A 17,258-nucleotide genomic window follows, 5' to 3' on the forward strand; every position below is an offset into this window, starting at 1 on the left:
GATGGATGGCAACCTGTCGGAGAGCCCATGATGAGGGACATATCGATCGCCCGCTTCCCCGCCGCGAGCCTCGCGCTGGCGATGACGATCGCCGGCACGGTCGGCGCCTTCGTCACGGAGTCGGGACAGCAGCCCGTCACCGTCGTCTTCTGGCGATGCGTGTTCGGCGCCATATTCCTGGCCGCCTGGTGCCTGCTGCGCGGCTACCTGCCGGATCGGACACTGTCCCCATCCCGGCTTGCGCTTGCCGCACTCGCCGGCGTTTGCATGGTGCTAAGCTGGACAGCCTTCTTCGCCGGCTTCGCCATGACATCGATCGCAACCACGACGATCGTCTACCATGTGCAGCCGTTCTTCGTGGTGCTGCTTGGCGTCGCCTTCCTCAAGGAACGCATCTCGCTCAACCAGATGCTGTGGATGGTTGCCGCCTTCCTGGGCGTCGTGCTGGCCAGCGGCCTGGTTGCGACGCATGGCCTTGCCGACGCGAGATGGGCGCTGGGCATCACGCTGACGCTCGGCGCCGCCCTGCTTTACGCGGTGGCGACGATTCTGGCCAAAGGCCTCGGACAACAGCGCGCCGAGGTGACGGTGCTTTGCCAGACGCTGGTCGGCGTCGTAATGCTTGCCCCGTTCGCCGACATCGGCCATCCCATCCCGCCGGCATCGTGGGGCTGGCTGGCCGGGATCGGCATCCTGCATACCGGCATCGCCTATGTGCTGATGAATTCCGCCTTTCCGCGCCTGACGACGCCGGTGATCGGCATCATCACTTTCATCTATCCTGTCGTCGCCATCGTCATCGACTGGGCACTATACGCGCATCCGCTCCGGCCCGCGCAGGCTGCCGGCATGGCGCTGATCGCGCTGGCAACGCTCGGCGTGCGACTCGGCTGGCGGTTTCCCATACGGCGTGTTTCCGCGGCCTGAAGCTGCTCATGCCCTGACGAAGCCGATGAAGTCGTCGGGTGCTGCCCTGCCCATTTCCTCTTCCCAATGGCGGCGGCAGAGCGAGACATAAACATCCTTGCCGATCGCCACCTGCTCGCCCTGCTTGGCCACCTTGCCGTCGGGTCCCAGGCGCACCACCATCGTCGCCTTGCGTCCGCAACGGCAGATGGTGCGGACCTCGCGCAGGTCGTCGGCGATCGCCAGAAGCGCGCGGGAGCCGGAAAACAGATTGCCCTGGAAGTCGGTGCGCAGGCCGTAGCACATGACCGGGATGTTCAGCCGGTCGGCGATGCGTGCCAACTGCCAGACCTGCTCCTCTTCGAGGAACTGCGCCTCGTCGACGAAGATGCAGTGCACCGCGGCGTGTGCGTGATGCTCGGCAACCCTGGCAAAGAGGTCGTCACCGTCACGGAACATCTCGGCCTCGGTTTCGAGGCCGATGCGCGACGAGATCAATCCTGTGTCGCCCTTGCGGTAATGGCCGGCGACGAACAGCATCGTCGACATGCCGCGTTCGCGATAGTTGTAGGATGCCTGCAAAAGCATGGTCGTCTTGCCGGCATTCATCGTTGCATAGTGGAAGTAAAGCTTGGCCATGTCGCTCTTTTGGGGTGTCGGGCTTCAGGTGAGGCCGAGCCGACCTGAATCTCGATACACCCTAAGCCGACTTTTCGCGGCTCGGGGAGAGGGCGCCGGCTCCGTCCACCAAAAACTCGATGTCGTTCAAAAGCACGTCATGTCGCGTAATGGCCAGCGCGCGCCGTTCATCGTGACGTTGAACCGCTTGAAACAACTTCAAAATGGTGTTTGGCTGACGAAACAAGGCGGGCGCAAGAACCGTGACTTCGCATCGCCTGAGAATTGCAATGGGAGAAAGTCCATGTCGCGTATGAAATCTATCGTCGCAGGCCTCGGTCTTGCGGCGCTTCTGACCACGACCGCCGCTTATGCCGGCGATCCGGCGAGCTGCAAGGCGGTTCGCCTATCCGATGTCGGCTGGACCGACATCCAGGCCACGACGGGCCTGGCATCGGTACTGCTCACCGCGCTCGGCTACGAGCCGCAGGTGATCCAGCTTTCGGTGCCGGTGACCATGGCCTCGCTGAAGAACAAGGACCTCGACGTCTTCCTCGGCAACTGGATGCCGTCGATGACCAACGACATCAAGGACTACACCGCCGACGGTTCGGTCGAGACGATCAGCACCAACCTCACCGGCGCGGGCTACGGCATCGTCGTGCCGACCTATGTGGCGGATGCGGGCGTCAAGTCGCTGACCGATCTCGGCAAGTTCAAGGACAAGTTCAACGGCAAGATCTACGGCATCGAGGCCGGCAATGACGGCAACCGCATCATCCTCGACATGATCAAGAACCCGAAGGACAATCTGGACGGCTTCGAGCTGGTCGAGTCGTCGGAAGCCGGCATGCTGACGCAGGCCGAGCAGTCGATGAAGAACAATGAGTGGATCGCCTTCCTCGGCTGGACGCCGCATCCGGTGATGGGCGCCATGAAGATCACCTATCTCGACGGCATGGGCGACAGCGGCTTCGGCGCCGCCACCGTCTATACCAATGTGCGCAAGGGCTACACCACCGAATGCCCGAACGCCGGCAAGTTCATCGCCAACCTGAAGTTCAATCTCGACATGGAAGGCGAGATGATGGACGCGATCCTGAAGGGCGGCGACGCCCAGACGGTGGCGAAAGACTGGCTGAAGAAGCATCCCGACGCCGTTGCGCCGTGGATTGCCGGCGTCACCACCTTTGACGGCGGCGACGCGGCTGCCGCGGTCAAGACCGCGCTCGGGAGCTGAGCCGGCTTTGAGTCCGGGATGATCATCCGGAAGAGGGCAGCCAGTAGAAAAGGCTGCCCTTTTTCTTAAAGCGCTCCGCGCTTTAAGTCTCTGTTTTTACGCATGTCATTTTCCCAAAACCGCTGCACACTTTTGGGTGACATGCGTTAAGCTGCGAGAAGATGACCGTACGGCAAGTGCGGCGAAGCCGAGAGGGGAAGATGGATCCGATTTCGAAATTCCTGACCGACTACAAAATCCCCATCGGGCCGTGGGGCAAGGCCTTCTTCGGCTTCCTGACCGACAATTTCGACACCATCTTCCGGGCGTTCTCAAACGGGCTGAACTTCATCCTCGACGGGGCGGTGGACCTTCTGCTGATGGTTCCGCCCGTGCTTCTGGCCCTGATCATCGCGATCGTCGCCTGGCTCTTGCAGCGTTCGCGACCGCTTGCCATCGGCGTCTTCCTCGGCCTGATCTTCATCATCAACCAGAACCTGTGGAAGCAGACGGTGCAGACGCTGGTGCTGGTGGTTGCCGCCGCCGCCATGGCCATGGCCATCGGCGTGCCGCTCGGCATCTGGGCCGCGCACAAGCCGAAGGTCTACCGCGTCATGCTGCCGGTGCTCGACCTGATGCAGACGCTGCCGACCTTCGTCTACCTGATCCCGGTGCTCACGCTGTTCGGGCTCGGCAACGCGCCCGGCCTCATCGTCACCATCATCTTCGTCATCCCGACGGCCGTTCGGCTCACCCATCTCGGCGTGGTTTCGGTGCCAAAGGCGATCATCGAGGCGGGCGAGGCGTTCGGCGCCACCAAGCGCCAGCTTTTGTGGAAGGTAGAGCTGCCATCGGCGCTGCCGACCATCATGGCGGGCCTGACGCAATCGATCATGCTGTCGCTGTCGATGGTGGTGTTCGCCGCTCTGATCGGCGCCGGCGGCCTCGGCACGGAAATCAACCGGGCGCTCGGCTCGCGCCGCATCGATCTCGGGCTTGAGGCCGGCCTCGCCATTGTCGTGCTCGCCATCGTGCTCGACCGCATGACCCGGATCGGCGTTGGAGGCAAGAAATGACCGTCGCGGTTGATTTCAAGAACGTGGACATCGTCTTCGGCGCCGACCAAGCCGGTTCGCTGGCGATGATCGACAAGGGCGCCACCCGTGCCGAGATCCTGGAAAAGACCGGCAATGTGCTGGGTTGCGCCGGCGCCAGCCTCACCGTGCACGAAGGCGAGATCTCGGTGCTGATGGGCCTCTCCGGCTCCGGTAAGTCGACGCTGCTTCGGGCTGTCAACCGGCTGAACGTGGTGTCGCGCGGCCAGGTGCTGGTCAAGGACGGCGACCGTACCGTCGATGTCGTTACCTGCGACGAGGCGACCTTGCGGCGGCTGCGCCAGAAGCAGGTGGCGATGGTATTCCAGCAGTTCGGCCTGCTGCCATGGCGCACGGTGGAGGAGAATGTCGGCCTCGGCCTTGAGCTCGCCGGCGTGCCGGAGGCGGAACGCAAGGAGCGGGTGCAGAGGCAGTTGAAGCTCGTCCATCTCGACCAGTGGTCGAAGAAATACGCGCATGAGCTTTCGGGCGGCATGCAGCAGCGCGTCGGCCTCGCCCGGGCCTTCGCCACCGAGGCGCCGATCCTGTTGATGGACGAGCCGTTCTCGGCGCTCGACCCGCTGATCCGCACCAAGCTGCAGGACGAATTGCTGCAGCTGCAGGCCGAGCTGAAGAAGACCATCATCTTCGTCAGCCACGACCTCGAGGAAGCGCTGAAGATCGGCAGCCACATCACGATCATGGAAGGTGGCCGCATCGTCCAGACCGGCGCGCCGGAAGACATCGTGCTCAGGCCCGCCAACGACTACGTCCGCGACTTCATCGCCAATGTTAACCCGCTGTCGGTGCTGACGGCGTGGAACGTGATGCGGGACCGTCGCGACCTTGAACAGGGCGGGGACGGCTGGGTGTGGCTCGACCGGCGCAAGACGACGCGCTTCAAGATCGACGACCACGGCCTGGTGGCCGCAGCCGAACGCGATGGCAAGCCGGCGGTGTGGGTCTCCTGCGCCGATGTCGAGGCCCAGCCGGAGGAAGGAGCCCAGGTGTTCTGGGCCAACCCCGGCACGCCGCTGAAAACGGTGATGCTCGCCATGCATCGGTCGCAGACCGCCCCGGTGGCGCTGTTCGATGAGGGCTCGCGCTTCGTCGGCGCGATCGGCATCCGTGACGTGCTGAGCGCTGTGTTGAGGCGGTAGCGCTTCGAGGGCGCCCGGATCTCCGGTCTGGGCGCTTGTTTTTCGCCGCCTTCGAGCGCAGAATCCGCCCGTTGCTGCCCATGCGCCGAGGGGGGTGATGCCGACGTCGCGCACAGGGGTTCCAGGCGCTATAGCGCTGTCGATATTCGCCGGGGTCTCGCTTGCAGGCGGCGCGGCGTTTTCCCAAAGTTTTGTCATCGGCAATGGCGTCATCGCCGACCAGCAGACGATGACCGGTGCCGGCGATACCGGCGTCGTGCAGGCAAACGGAGCGATCGAAACATTCGGCGCCGGGGCCGATGCCCTGCAGATGCTCAATTCGGGCCAGCGGCTCACCAATGACGGGTTGATCGCAACCTTGGGCGGCGGTGCCGCCAATGTGCATTCGCAAGGGCCCGACGCGACCGTCCTCAACAACGGAGCCATCCTGGCAATAGGCGATGGCTCGATCGGCGTCCTGTCGGAGGGCGGCAATGCGCACATCGTCAATGACGGCGTGATAGAAGCGCTCGGCGTCGCGACATACGGCATCATCAGCGATGCCCCCGGCGGGCGCGTGGACAACCGTGGCTTTGTCGGCGTTTCGGGTACGGCCGCCGCCGGCATAATCGGCGACGGGCCGGACCTGGGGGTAAACAACAGCGGCTCGATCGAGGCCTATGGAACGGCCGCCGCCGGAATCCTCTGGCAGAGCAACGGCCTTCGGGTCGACAATTCCGGGTCGATCGTCGTGTCCGGGGTGGCTTCCGTCGGCATCGGCGCCAGCGGCAACGACATCGCGATTGCCAACAGCGGCACGGTCGATGTCTTCGGGACGGCCTCGACAGGCATAGGCACCCTGTTCGGCAACGCCACGATCAGCAATTCGGGCTCGGTCATCGTGGGGGGCGTGGCCGGTGTGGCCATCGCCGCCCAGGGCAGCAACTCGGTCATCACCAATTCCGGCCGAGTCTTCAGCGACCAGAGCGTGGCGATCTATTTCGGCGCATCCGACGCGGTGCTCAATCTTTTGGGCGGGACGGCCATCCAGGGGCCGATCGTCTTTTCCGGCGGCGGCAACACCGTCACCTTCGGCCCTGGACTGAATGCCGTCATGAGCTTTTCAGGAAACGGCCTGCCGCAAACCGTCCTGACCGGTGGCAGGCCGTTCGTGACGAGTGGCGACAGCGTGGCGGTGGTGGACATCACCGGCTTTGCCAGCAGCGGGCCGCTGATCGAGGACCTTGTCGACGGCATAGCCGGCACTGCCGAGGCGCGCATGGCAGCTCCAGGCGACGGCTTGCCTGCGCTGCATAAAGGTCCGGACGCCTGGATTTCCACATTTGGCGGGATACGCTCCCAAGGCGGCTCCGGCGCATCGGCCGGGGTCAGCGAGGCGCTTGGCGGCGTGGTCGCCGGCGCCGAAAGGCGATCGGGCGATGGCTTCCTCGGTGGCTTGTTCCTCGGAGGAGCCGCCGGATCGACCGAGGTCGACGACGATGCGCAGGAGATCGTCCATCGTGGCGTGTTCGCGGGCGGCTATCTCGGCTATGACGCAGGTGCGCATTTCGCCGAGGCGACATTCGTCGCCGGGGTGCTCCAGGAGCGCAGCCGCCGCCACGTCGCGAACAATCAGGTGCTCGGCGGCGTCGAGACGGCGCGGGCGGATTTCAATAGCGTTTTCCTGAGCCCATCGGTCACGTTCGGCACGCGGCTTCCGGTTTCGGCCGGTACGCTCATACCCAGCGTGCGGTTGCGTTATGCCGGGCTCTTCATCGACGACTTCGCTGAGACCGGTTCGGACGGCGATCTCGCGGTCGCGCGGCGCAACGTCAACGTCTTCGAGGCGCGTGGCCAGCTCGCGCTGGCATTGGCGCCCGTCAGCATGCCAAGCCAAGCCTGGCAAACCACGCTTCGAGCAGGGATCGATGCGATCGCGCAAAGCAGCGACGACGTTTCGGCGATATTGCTCGGCCAGGACATCTCGTTTCCCGCCGGCGGCAAGAAATTCGTGTTGCGCGGCTTTGCCGGCGCGGACGTCGCCGCGGCGGTGGGCGGCGGCATGACGCTCAATGCCGGCTTCGAGGCGGATTACGGCAGCGACAATGCCTTAACCGTCAGGGGCGTAGCTCGTCTCAGCAAGGCTTTTTGAGAGAGCTGCCCGACAGGCCGGCGCCGCGTTTGAAGGGTGGCGTTCCGTCGCTATGGGAAGGTCGTCTACCGAATTATATTTTTCGAAATCCATTCCGATTCCAAAAGCCTGTGCAGTAGAATATTGCTGCGACCGCGACGGCGACGTCCGGCGGCGAAAATGCAGCAGGGTATGCGACGATGATCTTCCGTCAGCTCTTCGATTCCGTTTCCGGCACCTACTCCTATCTGCTCGCCAGCCGCAGGGGTGGCGAAGCGCTGATCATCGATCCGGTGCTGGAGAAGGTCGAGCGCTATCTGCAGTTGGTCAACGAGCTGGACCTGAGGCTGGTCAAGGCGGTGGACACGCATCTTCATGCCGACCACATCACCGGCCTCGGCGCGCTGCGCGACAAGACGCATTGCGTGACCGTGATGGGCGAGCAAACCAAGGCCGACGTGGTGTCGATGCGGCTTGCCGACGGCGACAAGCTCGGCATCGAGGGGCTGGCGCTCGACGTCATCTATACCCCGGGCCACACCGACGATTCCTACAGCTTCATCCTGCCCGACCGGGTCTTCACCGGCGACACGCTGCTTATCCGCGGCACCGGCCGCACCGACTTCCAGAACGGCGATCCGCGCCAGCAGTATGAATCGATCTTCGGCCGCCTGCTCAAGCTGCCGGACGAGACGCTGATTTTTCCGGCGCATGACTATAAGGGCGAGACCGTGTCGACGATCGGCGAGGAAAAGGCCTTCAACCCGCGCCTGCAGGTGAAGTCGGTCGACGAGTATGTGAACATCATGAACAATCTCAATTTGTCCAACCCGAAAATGATGGATGTGGCCGTGCCCGCCAATATGCGGGTCGGGCTGCATCAGGACGACATCGCCAGCCGCGGCTGGGCGGTGAGCGCGGAGCAGGCGCTGGCGCTGGTCGGGCGGCCCGACGTGGCGCTGATCGACGTGCGCGAGCAGACAGAACGCGAACGCCACGGCGTCATCCCCGGCGCGATCCATCTGCCCTATGCGCGGCTGCAGGAAAACATTGCCGCCGGCGGCATGCTGCACGAGCTGGCGAAATCAACCAGCAGGCAGCTGCTGTTCTACTGCGCCTTTGGCGAGCGCTCGGCGATGGCGGTGCAGGCAGCGCAGGATGTCGGCATTTCCAGCGCCCGTCACATTCAGGGTGGCATCGACGCCTGGCGCAAGGCCAGCGGGCCGCTGATGCATTAGCAAGAACGTAGAATTCAGTTCAGGCCGATCAGCTTCGAGCCGTTCCGGAACAGAGCCTCTCCATCCCGGTCGAAGCGGAAGGTGGCGATGAAATCGTCGGCGCGGTAATTCGGCAAGGTCGCGCGGATCGCGGCGGCGAAGCTTCGCGCCTCGTCCTGCCGGCCGGCCAACGCCAGGCAATGGGCGGCAATCGCGAGGATGATGACATGGGCGTTCGGCCTTGCGGCCGCTCTCAGCGCCCATTCGGCGGCCGCTTCGAGCTCGCCCAGCCTTGCATGCGCCATGGCGCGCGCGCCCATCATGCCGAACAGCAGCGGATCGAAGGGGCTGAGATGGCGCGAATGGTCGGACGAGCCGATCGCGGATTGCGGATCGCCTGACTGCGAATGAACGAAGGACAGCGCGTAATGGCCGAGCGCGAAGTTGGGACTGAGGTCGACGGCGCTCGCCAACTCCAGCAGCGCGCCATCCTGCTCGCCGCGCAGCCACAGTGCGCGGCCCATCGCCCAGTGGGCGGCGGGGTTGCGGTCGTCGACCAACAGGCTCTGGCCGGCGCTTTCGAAGGCAAGCGCGGTCTCGCGGTCGCGGTCGCCCCAGCGCTGGAAAGCATTCTGCCAGTGCGTGAAGGACATGCCGGCATAGGCGCGCGCGAAAGTCGGATCGAGCTTCAACGCCTCGCCGAAGAAATGCTGCGCCAGCTCGTTTTCCTGACGGGTGAAGCGATACATGTGCCAGAGGCCGCGATGATAGGCCTCCCAGGCATTGAGCGAATTGGGCGCCTTCAGCAATGCGCGGTTACGCTCCACCGTCGCGATCTCGGCGGCGATGGAGGAGACGATGCTGTTGCCGATATCCTCGATGACGATGAAGATGTCGTCGGGCTTGTGCTCGAAGGTCTCGGCCCAGACGATCCTCGCCGTGCGCACCTCGACGAGCTCGACCGAAACGACGACCCGTCCCGGCAGGCTGCGCACCGAGCCCGTCGCGACATAGTCGACATTCAGCCTGCGTCCGGCGTCGTCCGGGGCGATGTTCTTCTCGGAGAGAGCGAAGACCGAGCCGCGGGCGATGACGAAGAAATCGCGCAGCTTGGCTAGCCGCGTGATGATGTCATGCGTGAGGCCATCGGCAAGCCCGCCGCGGAAGCCGCCAGTGCCGGCGCTCTCGGCAAAGGGCATCACCGCGAGCGAAGCCCGGCGCGTCGCCGCTGGCTCGGATTCGATCGCGGCGACCGGCAGGTCCGGGACCGGGAAGGCCGGCCCGGTTCGGGCGCATGGCGTCGCGCCGGCGTTCCGGCCCCTTATCTCCTGCCACGCCTCGCGCAGCGGGGTGAAATCCAGCTCTTCGGAGTGAAACAGCTCCGCCGCGGTGGCAAGATGCTCCTCGCCGGCGCCGATCTGTCCGCGCCGGGCCAGGTTTTCCAGCAGAGCCACATGCGCGCGGCCATCGAAGGGCGCAAGCTCCAGCCATTTGTCGATATAGGCGCCGGCCTCATCGGCCCCCTGCGGGACAAGACCGATGATGTGCTCAAGGACGGCGACATGGCATGCGCTGAAACGACGGCGCTGCGCCGTCAGCCAGCTGCTGAAATGCGGGCTGCGATCGAGCTCGAGACCATCGAGAAAGTCGCCGGCGAAATGGTGCGAGAGCGCTTGCAGCCGCGTGAGATCGAGTGTCTCGACGCCTTCGGCCACCGCCGCTGCGGCATCGAGCGCGTCCACATCGACATCGTCAAGGCGAAGCGACACCGTATCGCCATGGGTTTCGACCCGGCGCCGATCCGGGTCGTCGAGCGCGGCGCGCAGCTTGCTCAGGCACCAGCGCAGCTCGCCGCGCGGATCGTTGGGCACGTCCCAGAGAAGTTCGCAAAGGCGGCTGCGGCTGACAGGGTGGGGCGCCAGCGCCAGATAGGCAAGCAGCGCGCGCAGCTTGCGTGACGAGGGCAAGATAACCGGCACTCCGTCGCGGGCAATCGTCAGTTGCCCGAGCAGCCTCATGGACAGGCCAACGGGGTCGTTCAGGCTCGATCGGGTGGATTCCACGTATGTTTCCACGCTTTCTCCAACGCTGGCCAGTTGGTCCATATTCTATCACCAAAGATGACAGGAGGCAGCCGGCAGCCCCATTCCGTGCCGGAACGCCGCCGTTGCCGCAGTTTGCGGCAGATCAAGCAACCCTATCGCGGCCAGGTGTCGAAACCGCGTCGCCAAAGCTGCCGGTCTGTAACCGGCATGTGAGGACATCGAGGAGAAAGCTATGTTGCATCAATTGAAAATCAGAACCACGGCCGGGCGCGGCCGCCTGTTCGACAGCATTCTCGACACGGTCGGCGACACGCCGGTCATCCGCATCAACAATCTCGGGCCGGGTCACGCGACGATCTATGTGAAGGCCGAGTTCTTCAATCCGGCGGCTTCGGTCAAGGACCGGCTGGCGCTCAACATCATCGAGGAAGGCGAGCGCAGCGGTAAGCTCAAGCCGGGCCAGACGGTGGTCGAGGCGACGAGCGGCAACACCGGCATCGGCCTTGCCATGGTCTGCGCGCAGAAAGGCTATCCGCTGGTGGTGACGATGGCCGACAGCTTCTCCATCGAGCGCCGCAAGCTGATGCGCATGCTTGGCGCCAAGGTGGTGCTGACGCCGCGCGCCCAGAAGGGTTTCGGCATGTACAAGAAGGCGGTCGAGCTCGCCGAGGCCAATGGCTGGTTCCTGGCGCGCCAGTTCGAAACGGAAGCCAATGCCGCCATCCACGAGGCGACCACGGGCCGTGAGATCATCAATGACTTCGCCGGTTCCAGGCTCGATGTTCTGGTCACCGGCTATGGCACCGGCGGCACGGTGGCCGGCGTCGGCCGGGTGCTGCGCCGCGAGCGGCCGGAGGTGAAGATCGTGCTCGCCGAGCCGGCGAACGCGCAGCTGATCGGCAGCGGCAAAGCCCAGGAGCGCGGCGCCGGCGGCGCTCCGTCCGCCAGCCACCCGGCCTTCGAGCCGCACCCGATCCAAGGCTGGACACCGGACTTCATCCCCAACGTGCTGCAGGAGGCGATCGACCAGCGCTACTATGACGAGGTGGTGCCGATCCCGGGTCCCGAAGGCATCAAATGGGCGAAGGCGCTGGCGCAGCAGGAAGGCATCTTCACCGGCATCTCCGGTGGCGCCACCTTCGCCGTCGCGCGGCAGATCGCGGGCAAGGCACCGGCCGGCTCGGTGATCCTGTGCATGCTGCCCGACACTGGTGAGCGCTACATGTCGACGCCGCTCTTCGACGGCATCGAGGCCGAGATGGACGCCGAGGAAACAGCGCTGTCGCGCTCGACGCCGAGCTGCCAGTTCGAAGCCTGAGATAGATAACGCGACGCCGCCGTTCGACCGGCGGCGTCGCCATTCTTGAACATGATCACCCACATGCCGGCGGGAGATACGGATGGACAGCTTTCAGGAAGCGGTGACCTCGGACGAAACGCTCGATCCGCCGGACTGGACCGATGTCGGAGTACTCACGCATCGGATCGTCGACGACGCCATCGCGTATCTCAAGGATGTGCGCGAGCGTCCGACCTGGCGTGAGATGCCGGGTGAAGTTCGCGATTTCTTCGACGCGCCGATGCCGCGATCTCCGGCGCCGATGGCCGACGTCTATGACGACGTCGCCCGCAACGTCATGCCTTACCCGATGGGCAACGTCCATCCGCGTTTCTGGGCCTGGTATATGGGCTCCAGCAATTTCACCGGCGCGCTCGGCGATTTCCTGGCGGCGGTCCAGGGCTCCAATCTCGGCGGCGGCAATCATGCCGCGGCCCTGATGGACAAGCAGGTCGTCAACTGGATGAAGGAGATGGTGGGCTTCCCGGCGTCGGCCAGCGGCACGCTGGTCAGCGGCGGCTCGATGGCCAACATCATCGGATTGACCGTGGCGCGCAACGCCAAGGCGGGCGTCGACGTGCGCGAACGCGGCGCCGGCGCCATGCCGAAGCCATTGCGTTACTACGCCTCGGACCAGGTCCATTCCTGCCACCGCAAGGGCATGGAGATGCTTGGCCTCGGTAACCGGGCGTTGCGGCGGATACCGACCGATGCAGGCCTTCGCATCGACGTCGCCGCGCTCAAGGCCGCAATCGCGGAAGATCGCGCGGCGGGCTTCAAGCCGGCCTGCGTGATCGGCACCGCCGGCACGGTCAACACCGGCGCCGTCGACGATCTCCAGGTGCTGGCGAGCGTGGCGGCCGAGGAAGACCTCTGGTTCCATGTCGACGGCTGCATCGGCGCGCTGATCGCCATCGCGCCCGAGAACCGATCGGTCGTCGCAGGCATCGAGCAGGCGGATTCGATCGCGCTCGATCCGCACAAATGGCTGCATGCGCCGTTCGAGGCCGGCTGCGCGCTGGTGCGGGACGCGTCCGCGCACCGCAACACATTTGCCGTCACGCCGGAATATCTGGAATCGGCGCCGCGCGGCCTCGCCTCGGGAGAGTGGCTGTTCGATTACGGGCTTCAGACGTCGCGTGGCTTCCGCGCGTTGAAGATCTGGATGGCGTTGAAGGAGCACGGCGTCGAGAAATTCGGCCGGCTGATCGACCAGAACATCGCCCAGGCGCGTTATCTCACCACCTTGATCGAAGCGGAGGCGGCGCTGGAGCTGACGGCGCCGACGACCGTCAATATCGTCTGCTTTCGCTATCTCTTGGATGGAGCCTCCGACGACCGCCTGAAGGCCCTCAACACCGAGATCATGCTGCGATTGCAGGAAGAAGGGGCGGCGGTCCTGTCCGATACGACCGTGCACGGCCAGCATTGCCTGAGGGTCGCCATCACCAATCACCGCACGCGGCGCGACGACCTCGACCTGCTGGTCGCCGAGATGCTTCGGCTGGGACGGGAGATCGAGGCTGCCGCGACACCGTTATGAAATGCGAGGCCGTGTCTCAACCGGCCGGCAGCGCGGCGCCAGGCTTGTAAAGCATGATCGGCCGGATCTCGTAGACGGCGGTGGGGTTGACGCGTTTGAGGTCGCGGGCAGCGGCGATTGCCTCGTCCAGGCTCGCGCAGTTAAGCAAATAGAGGCCCAGCAGCTGCTCCTTGGTCTCCGCGAACGGGCCGTCGATCACCATGGCGTCGGCCGGGCCGCGCAAAGTTACCGCCTCCGCCGTCGGGCCAAGCCTTGCCGCAGGCCCAAGCTTGCCCTCCCGGGTCAGCCGGGTGTTGACGTCGAGCAGATCCTTCATCAGCGCCGCGTCCTCGTCAGGCGTCCAGGACTGGACGGTGTCTTCCACGTGATAGGCAAGGACGGCATAAAACATGGCTGTTTTTCCTCGTGACCGCGCGGCCGCACTATCACAAGGATGGTCCTGCCGATCCAGTGGCGCGGCAAGCTGGCGCGCCGGCTCCTGACTCAAGCTGCCACGGGCAGCCGCAGCTCCGTCAGCAGGCCGCCACCCGGATAATTGGACAGATCGACCTCGCCGCCGGCGCCGCGCGCGATGTTGCGGGCGATGGTGAGGCCTAGGCCTAGGCCGCCGGTGGTGCGGTTGCGCGATTCCTCCAGCCGCACGAAGGAGCCGAACACGGCATCCAGCTTCGCTTGCGGGATGCCGGGGCCCTCGTCGCGGATCGAAAGCGTGATCGTGTCCCCCGATCGCCGCACGCCGAGATGCGCTTTCTTGCCATAGGTCACCGCGTTCTGGATGAGATTGGTGATGCAGCGGCGCAGTGCCACCGGCCGCGCGACGCAGATCAGGCCGCGCGAAGGCACCACGTCGTCGTCGAAGGACGCGCCGTCGAAGGAGTCCGCGACCGATTCCACCAGCGACCAGAAATCGATCCGCTCGGCCTTTTCCTCGGTCACCTCGAATTTGGCGAAGTCGATGACCGAACTGGCGATGCTTTCGATGTCGGCGAGGTCGTGCGCCAGCGCCTCGCGCGCCGGCGACCTGCGCAGCAGTTCGAGGCGCAGGCGCATCCGGGTCAGCGGCGTGCGCAGATCATGCGCCAGCGCCGCCGCGAGGTGCTCGCGATCCTCGACATAGTTGCGCAGGCGCATCTGCATGGCGTTGATCGCCTTCGCGGCAGCGCGGATCTCGCGGCTGCCGCTCTCGGCGATCGGCGGGCTTTTCAGATCGTTGCCGATGCGCGTCACCGCCGTTTCCATCATCCGGTACGGCGCCGTCAGCCGGCGCAGCGACCAGATCGACATGATCACGATCAAACCGGCAATCAGCGAGTAGAGCGGCAGGCTGTCGAGGCTGAGAATCGGTCCCGCCGGCGTGATCGGCTCGGTGAAATTCAACCATTGCCCGTCGGAAAAGCGCAATGAGGCGGTCAGCTTGTCGCTTTGCGCGAAATCCGCGGCCAGGACCAGAAGGTCGCGCTCGACCTGGCCGACATCCTTGTTCACCGTCTGGCCGTCCGGGACGTCGGACTCCTGGGTAGCCGGATCGCGCCGCACGCGCGCGTCGGTGACGCCGAATTTCGACAGGCGGCCGACCAGGATGTCCTCCAACTCGGCCAGTTCGTCGTCGCCGGCGATCGAAGAGGTGACGGCGGGCGTGTCCGAAACCGTCAGCGCATAGGTCGAGTTGAACAGGCCGGACGCGGTCGCCTTGCGCTCTTCGGGCGTAGCGTCATGCATCAGCTGCACCAACGAGTAGGCGCGGTCGTTCAACCGGTAGAGATCGACGACGCTGTTGGCGGCCGCGCGGTCGCGCGCGACGATGTAAAGCGTCGCGACCTGGCTGAGCATGAGGCCGGCAATGACGATGAGCAGCACCCAGACAGGCAGGGTCTGCGGCAGGAAACGTCTCATTCGGACGTGGTCTCGGGCAGGAACTGATAGCCGCCGCTGCGCACGGTCAGTATCAGCTTCGGCGTCTTCGGGTCGTCTTCCATCTTGCGGCGCAGCCGGCTCACCAGAATGTCGACGCTGCGGTCGAAACTGTAACCCGTGTCGCCACCGGACAGCTCGATCAGCTGCTCGCGGGTAAGCACGCGCTGGGCGCTCTTGACGAAGGTTTGCAGCAGGTTGAACTCCGCCATCGTCAATTCCACCCGCACATCGTCGGGCGCCGTCAGGCGGCGCCGCGCGCAATCCATGGTCCAGCCGGCAAAGCGGTAGATCTGCTTGGCGGTGGGGCGACGCGGCTCGGCGCTGCCGTTGCGTCGCAGCACGGCGCGGATGCGGGCCAAAAGCTCACGCGGATCGAAGGGCTTGGGCACGTAATCGTCGGCGCCCATTTCGAGGCCCACCACACGGTCGGTCGTTTCGGTGACCGCTGTCAGCATGATGATCGGTGTGGTGTAGTTGGCGCGGATCTCGCGGCACAGCTCAAGTCCGCTCTTGCCGGGCAGCATCACGTCGAGGACGATCAGGTCCACCGTCGTGCGGCGCAGGACCGCTTCCATCTCCGTGCCGTCGCCTGCCGCCGTCGTGTGCAGCCCGCGCTTCTGGAAGAACTCCTGCAGCAGGTCGCGTATGCCCTTGTCGTCGTCGACGATCAGTATGTGCGCATCGGATTTCACTCGAAACCTATCATCTTATTTTGCCGGACATCTCTTCGCGAAACACCCACACGATAGAATTCGGGCCACATCTTGGCCAGTGGCTGCGATCGTCGCGCAGATCGGCTTCCCCAGAAACAATCCAGAAACAAAATTCTACAGTCGGGAAAAACTGGTGAAAAATTTCAAGGGCATAACCGGTGCCGTGGCGGTCAGGTCATCGGCTGCGACGCAAGTTTCCGGAGTAACGGACAAGACCAATGCAGAGGTTCTGGATCAGCGTGACGGGTGCTTTGCTCAGCATGTCGCTCATCACAGCAGCAGCCGGCACCTCGACCCCCGCGAAGGTCGCGACTCCCGCGAAGGTCACGGCCAGCGCAAGGGTTGCCCCACTCACCCGGACCGAGCGCTGCACCGATCTCAGCCGTCAGGTTGACGAAGCCCTCGAAACCCATGCCGCGGCAACGCAGGTCACCGCGGCGAAAGCACTGCAAAGAAAGGGAGACCGGTTCTGCGCCAACAAGAAACAGGCACAGGGAATCCGGATGCTCGCAAATGCTTTGAAGTTGCTTGGAGTGACACCGATCGATCCCGGTCAGTGACACTCATCCAGACCTGCAAGAAAAAGGAAATGAAGCCATGAAGAAGTCCATCCTCTCCGCCCTCGGCCTCGGTGTTGCTCTCGCTTTCGCTATGCCGGCTCTCGGCAACGCCGCCGCCACGACGACCGCCGCCCCGGCTGCTTCGACCGCGACCACCACGGCTGCTCCGGCCGACAGCACGGCTGCGAAGCCGATGAAGAAAGCCGCTGCCAAGAAAGCCTGCAAGGTGACCAAGACGCACAAGTGCCCGGTCAAGAAGGCCAAGAAGGCTCCGGCGAAGAAGTCGTAATCCAGGCTTTCAGTCCTGATCATTCAAGACCGCTCCGGCCGGTTCCGGCTGGAGCGGTCTTCCGGCGGCCGAAACTTGACACCGGCAGCTCCCGCGCGCTGCCCCGATCCTTAACCCGATCGCAATGCCGGTGCTGTAGGACAATCCGCATGAAGAAGCGGTTTTCGTCCCTGATGCGCTCGCTGACGCTTGGCGGCCTGATCGCCACCGCGGCCGCGCGATCGTTGATCATCTTCACCGCAAGCCCCGTGCCGGATCCCGCCAGTGGCAGGACCGAGCCTGAGCTATTCGCTCCGCTGATCTCTTCAAGCTTCGACTACATCACGCCGACGCAGTCCTGGATTCTGCTCTTGCTGACCGGCGCGACCGTGATCGGCTTTGTCGGCTGGATGTCCTTCGCGCTCGTAGAGCGTGGATCGGGGATCGACGACGGTGGCCCTGGCAGGTCGCGCACGGCCGGGCGGCAGGGCCGTTGACCAGCGGGCAGCACTTCCCCACATAAAGTCCATCGCCTTGGCCTCGTCGGTGTTG

The 17,258-nt window shown here is 64.6% G+C and carries 16 protein-coding genes; 11 read left to right on the forward strand and 5 right to left on the reverse strand.

Annotation, left to right across the window (positions count from 1 at the left end):
- Window positions 1-27 precede the first annotated feature (27 nt).
- A complete protein-coding gene (locus tag LB572_RS18400; RefSeq protein WP_224668697.1) occupies window positions 28-927 on the forward strand; it encodes a DMT family transporter in 900 nt (299 codons plus the stop codon).
- 6 nt (window positions 928-933) lie between these two features.
- On the opposite strand, the gene LB572_RS18405 is transcribed toward LB572_RS18400, so the two are convergent.
- Window positions 934-1,545, reverse strand: a complete 612-nt coding sequence (locus LB572_RS18405) for a thymidine kinase (RefSeq protein ID WP_140806768.1) — start codon at window positions 1,543-1,545, stop codon at window positions 934-936.
- A 283-nt stretch (window positions 1,546-1,828) separates the two neighbouring features.
- On the opposite strand from LB572_RS18405, the gene LB572_RS18410 reads away from it, so the two are divergent.
- The 5 genes from LB572_RS18410 (at window position 1,829) to LB572_RS18430 (ending at window position 8,345) form a co-directional block, all read left to right on the forward strand.
- The gene (locus tag LB572_RS18410) at window positions 1,829-2,764 is read left to right on the forward strand and encodes a choline ABC transporter substrate-binding protein (RefSeq protein WP_140806769.1); all 936 of its coding nucleotides are present in this window, start codon (window positions 1,829-1,831) and stop codon (window positions 2,762-2,764) included.
- A gap of 200 nt (window positions 2,765-2,964) precedes the next feature.
- On the forward strand, window positions 2,965-3,819 hold the full coding sequence (gene choW / locus LB572_RS18415; protein WP_140806770.1) for a choline ABC transporter permease subunit: 855 nt from the start codon (window positions 2,965-2,967) through the stop codon (window positions 3,817-3,819).
- Window positions 3,816-4,997 (forward strand): choline ABC transporter ATP-binding protein, encoded by a 1,182-nt coding sequence (choV, locus tag LB572_RS18420; RefSeq protein WP_224668698.1) that lies wholly within the window; start codon window positions 3,816-3,818, stop codon window positions 4,995-4,997. The genes choW and choV overlap by 4 nt, the downstream gene beginning before the upstream one ends.
- Window positions 4,998-5,094: 97 nt before the next feature.
- Window positions 5,095-7,128 (forward strand): autotransporter domain-containing protein, encoded by a 2,034-nt coding sequence (locus LB572_RS18425; RefSeq protein WP_224668699.1) that lies wholly within the window; start codon window positions 5,095-5,097, stop codon window positions 7,126-7,128.
- A gap of 179 nt (window positions 7,129-7,307) precedes the next feature.
- On the forward strand, window positions 7,308-8,345 hold the full coding sequence (locus LB572_RS18430; protein ID WP_224668700.1) for an MBL fold metallo-hydrolase: 1,038 nt from the start codon (window positions 7,308-7,310) through the stop codon (window positions 8,343-8,345).
- 14 nt (window positions 8,346-8,359) lie between these two features.
- On the opposite strand, the gene LB572_RS18435 is transcribed toward LB572_RS18430, so the two are convergent.
- The gene (locus tag LB572_RS18435) at window positions 8,360-10,342 is read right to left on the reverse strand and encodes a transcriptional regulator (protein ID WP_224668809.1); all 1,983 of its coding nucleotides are present in this window, start codon (window positions 10,340-10,342) and stop codon (window positions 8,360-8,362) included.
- Window positions 10,343-10,601: 259 nt separating this feature from the next.
- Here LB572_RS18435 and LB572_RS18440 point away from each other — a divergent pair, with 259 nt between their 5' ends.
- Both LB572_RS18440 and LB572_RS18445 read left to right on the forward strand, forming a co-directional pair.
- Complete coding sequence (locus LB572_RS18440; protein ID WP_224668701.1) at window positions 10,602-11,687, forward strand: PLP-dependent cysteine synthase family protein; 1,086 nt, start codon at window positions 10,602-10,604, stop codon at window positions 11,685-11,687.
- An 82-nt stretch (window positions 11,688-11,769) separates the two neighbouring features.
- Window positions 11,770-13,251 carry a pyridoxal phosphate-dependent decarboxylase family protein gene (locus LB572_RS18445; protein WP_224668702.1) on the forward strand — a complete coding sequence of 494 codons (1,482 nt, stop codon included), beginning with the start codon at window positions 11,770-11,772 and terminating at the stop codon, window positions 13,249-13,251.
- Between the two features lie 16 nt (window positions 13,252-13,267).
- Here LB572_RS18445 and LB572_RS18450 read toward each other — a convergent pair whose 3' ends face one another.
- The 3 genes from LB572_RS18450 to LB572_RS18460 all read right to left on the reverse strand — a co-directional run bounded on the left by LB572_RS18450 (window position 13,268) and on the right by LB572_RS18460 (window position 15,857).
- On the reverse strand, window positions 13,268-13,642 hold the full coding sequence (locus tag LB572_RS18450; RefSeq protein WP_140806776.1) for a YciI family protein: 375 nt from the start codon (window positions 13,640-13,642) through the stop codon (window positions 13,268-13,270).
- A gap of 92 nt (window positions 13,643-13,734) precedes the next feature.
- Window positions 13,735-15,144: an ATP-binding protein gene (locus LB572_RS18455; protein WP_224668703.1), complete on the reverse strand. Its 1,410-nt coding sequence runs from the start codon at window positions 15,142-15,144 to the stop codon at window positions 13,735-13,737.
- Entirely contained in the window at window positions 15,141-15,857 is a 717-nt protein-coding gene (locus tag LB572_RS18460) for a response regulator (protein ID WP_224668704.1), read from the reverse strand. Before LB572_RS18460 ends, LB572_RS18455 begins: the two co-directional genes overlap by 4 nt.
- 239 nt (window positions 15,858-16,096) lie before the next feature.
- On the opposite strand from LB572_RS18460, the gene LB572_RS18465 reads away from it, so the two are divergent.
- The 3 genes from LB572_RS18465 (at window position 16,097) to LB572_RS18475 (ending at window position 17,203) form a co-directional block, all read left to right on the forward strand.
- Window positions 16,097-16,438, forward strand: coding sequence for a hypothetical protein (locus LB572_RS18465; protein ID WP_224668705.1), 342 nt, complete (start codon window positions 16,097-16,099; stop codon window positions 16,436-16,438).
- Between the two features lie 37 nt (window positions 16,439-16,475).
- Window positions 16,476-16,727, forward strand: a complete 252-nt coding sequence (locus LB572_RS18470) for a hypothetical protein (RefSeq protein WP_140806780.1) — start codon at window positions 16,476-16,478, stop codon at window positions 16,725-16,727.
- 149 nt (window positions 16,728-16,876) lie between these two features.
- On the forward strand, window positions 16,877-17,203 hold the full coding sequence (locus LB572_RS18475; protein ID WP_224668706.1) for a hypothetical protein: 327 nt from the start codon (window positions 16,877-16,879) through the stop codon (window positions 17,201-17,203).
- Window positions 17,204-17,258: the final 55 nt, after the last annotated feature.

It is taken from the genome of Mesorhizobium sp. BH1-1-5 (genome assembly GCF_020165615.1).
GTDB lineage: Bacteria > Pseudomonadota > Alphaproteobacteria > Rhizobiales > Rhizobiaceae > Mesorhizobium.

Coding starts and splice junctions, on each gene's coding strand:
- choW (WP_140806770.1), top strand. CDS start 2,965: ATGGATCCGATTTCGAAATTCCTGACCGACTACAAAATCCCCATCGGG.
- LB572_RS18445 (WP_224668702.1), top strand. CDS start 11,770: ATGGACAGCTTTCAGGAAGCGGTGACCTCGGACGAAACGCTCGATCCG.
- LB572_RS18470 (WP_140806780.1), top strand. CDS start 16,476: ATGAAGAAGTCCATCCTCTCCGCCCTCGGCCTCGGTGTTGCTCTCGCT.
- choV (WP_224668698.1), top strand. CDS start 3,816: ATGACCGTCGCGGTTGATTTCAAGAACGTGGACATCGTCTTCGGCGCC.
- LB572_RS18450 (WP_140806776.1), bottom strand. CDS start 13,642: ATGTTTTATGCCGTCCTTGCCTATCACGTGGAAGACACCGTCCAGTCC.
- LB572_RS18435 (WP_224668809.1), bottom strand. CDS start 10,342: ATGAGGCTGCTCGGGCAACTGACGATTGCCCGCGACGGAGTGCCGGTT.
- LB572_RS18430 (WP_224668700.1), top strand. CDS start 7,308: ATGATCTTCCGTCAGCTCTTCGATTCCGTTTCCGGCACCTACTCCTAT.
- LB572_RS18440 (WP_224668701.1), top strand. CDS start 10,602: ATGTTGCATCAATTGAAAATCAGAACCACGGCCGGGCGCGGCCGCCTG.
- LB572_RS18475 (WP_224668706.1), top strand. CDS start 16,877: ATGAAGAAGCGGTTTTCGTCCCTGATGCGCTCGCTGACGCTTGGCGGC.
- LB572_RS18425 (WP_224668699.1), top strand. CDS start 5,095: ATGCCGACGTCGCGCACAGGGGTTCCAGGCGCTATAGCGCTGTCGATA.
- LB572_RS18400 (WP_224668697.1), top strand. CDS start 28: ATGATGAGGGACATATCGATCGCCCGCTTCCCCGCCGCGAGCCTCGCG.
- LB572_RS18405 (WP_140806768.1), bottom strand. CDS start 1,545: ATGGCCAAGCTTTACTTCCACTATGCAACGATGAATGCCGGCAAGACG.
- LB572_RS18455 (WP_224668703.1), bottom strand. CDS start 15,144: ATGAGACGTTTCCTGCCGCAGACCCTGCCTGTCTGGGTGCTGCTCATC.
- LB572_RS18410 (WP_140806769.1), top strand. CDS start 1,829: ATGTCGCGTATGAAATCTATCGTCGCAGGCCTCGGTCTTGCGGCGCTT.
- LB572_RS18465 (WP_224668705.1), top strand. CDS start 16,097: ATGCAGAGGTTCTGGATCAGCGTGACGGGTGCTTTGCTCAGCATGTCG.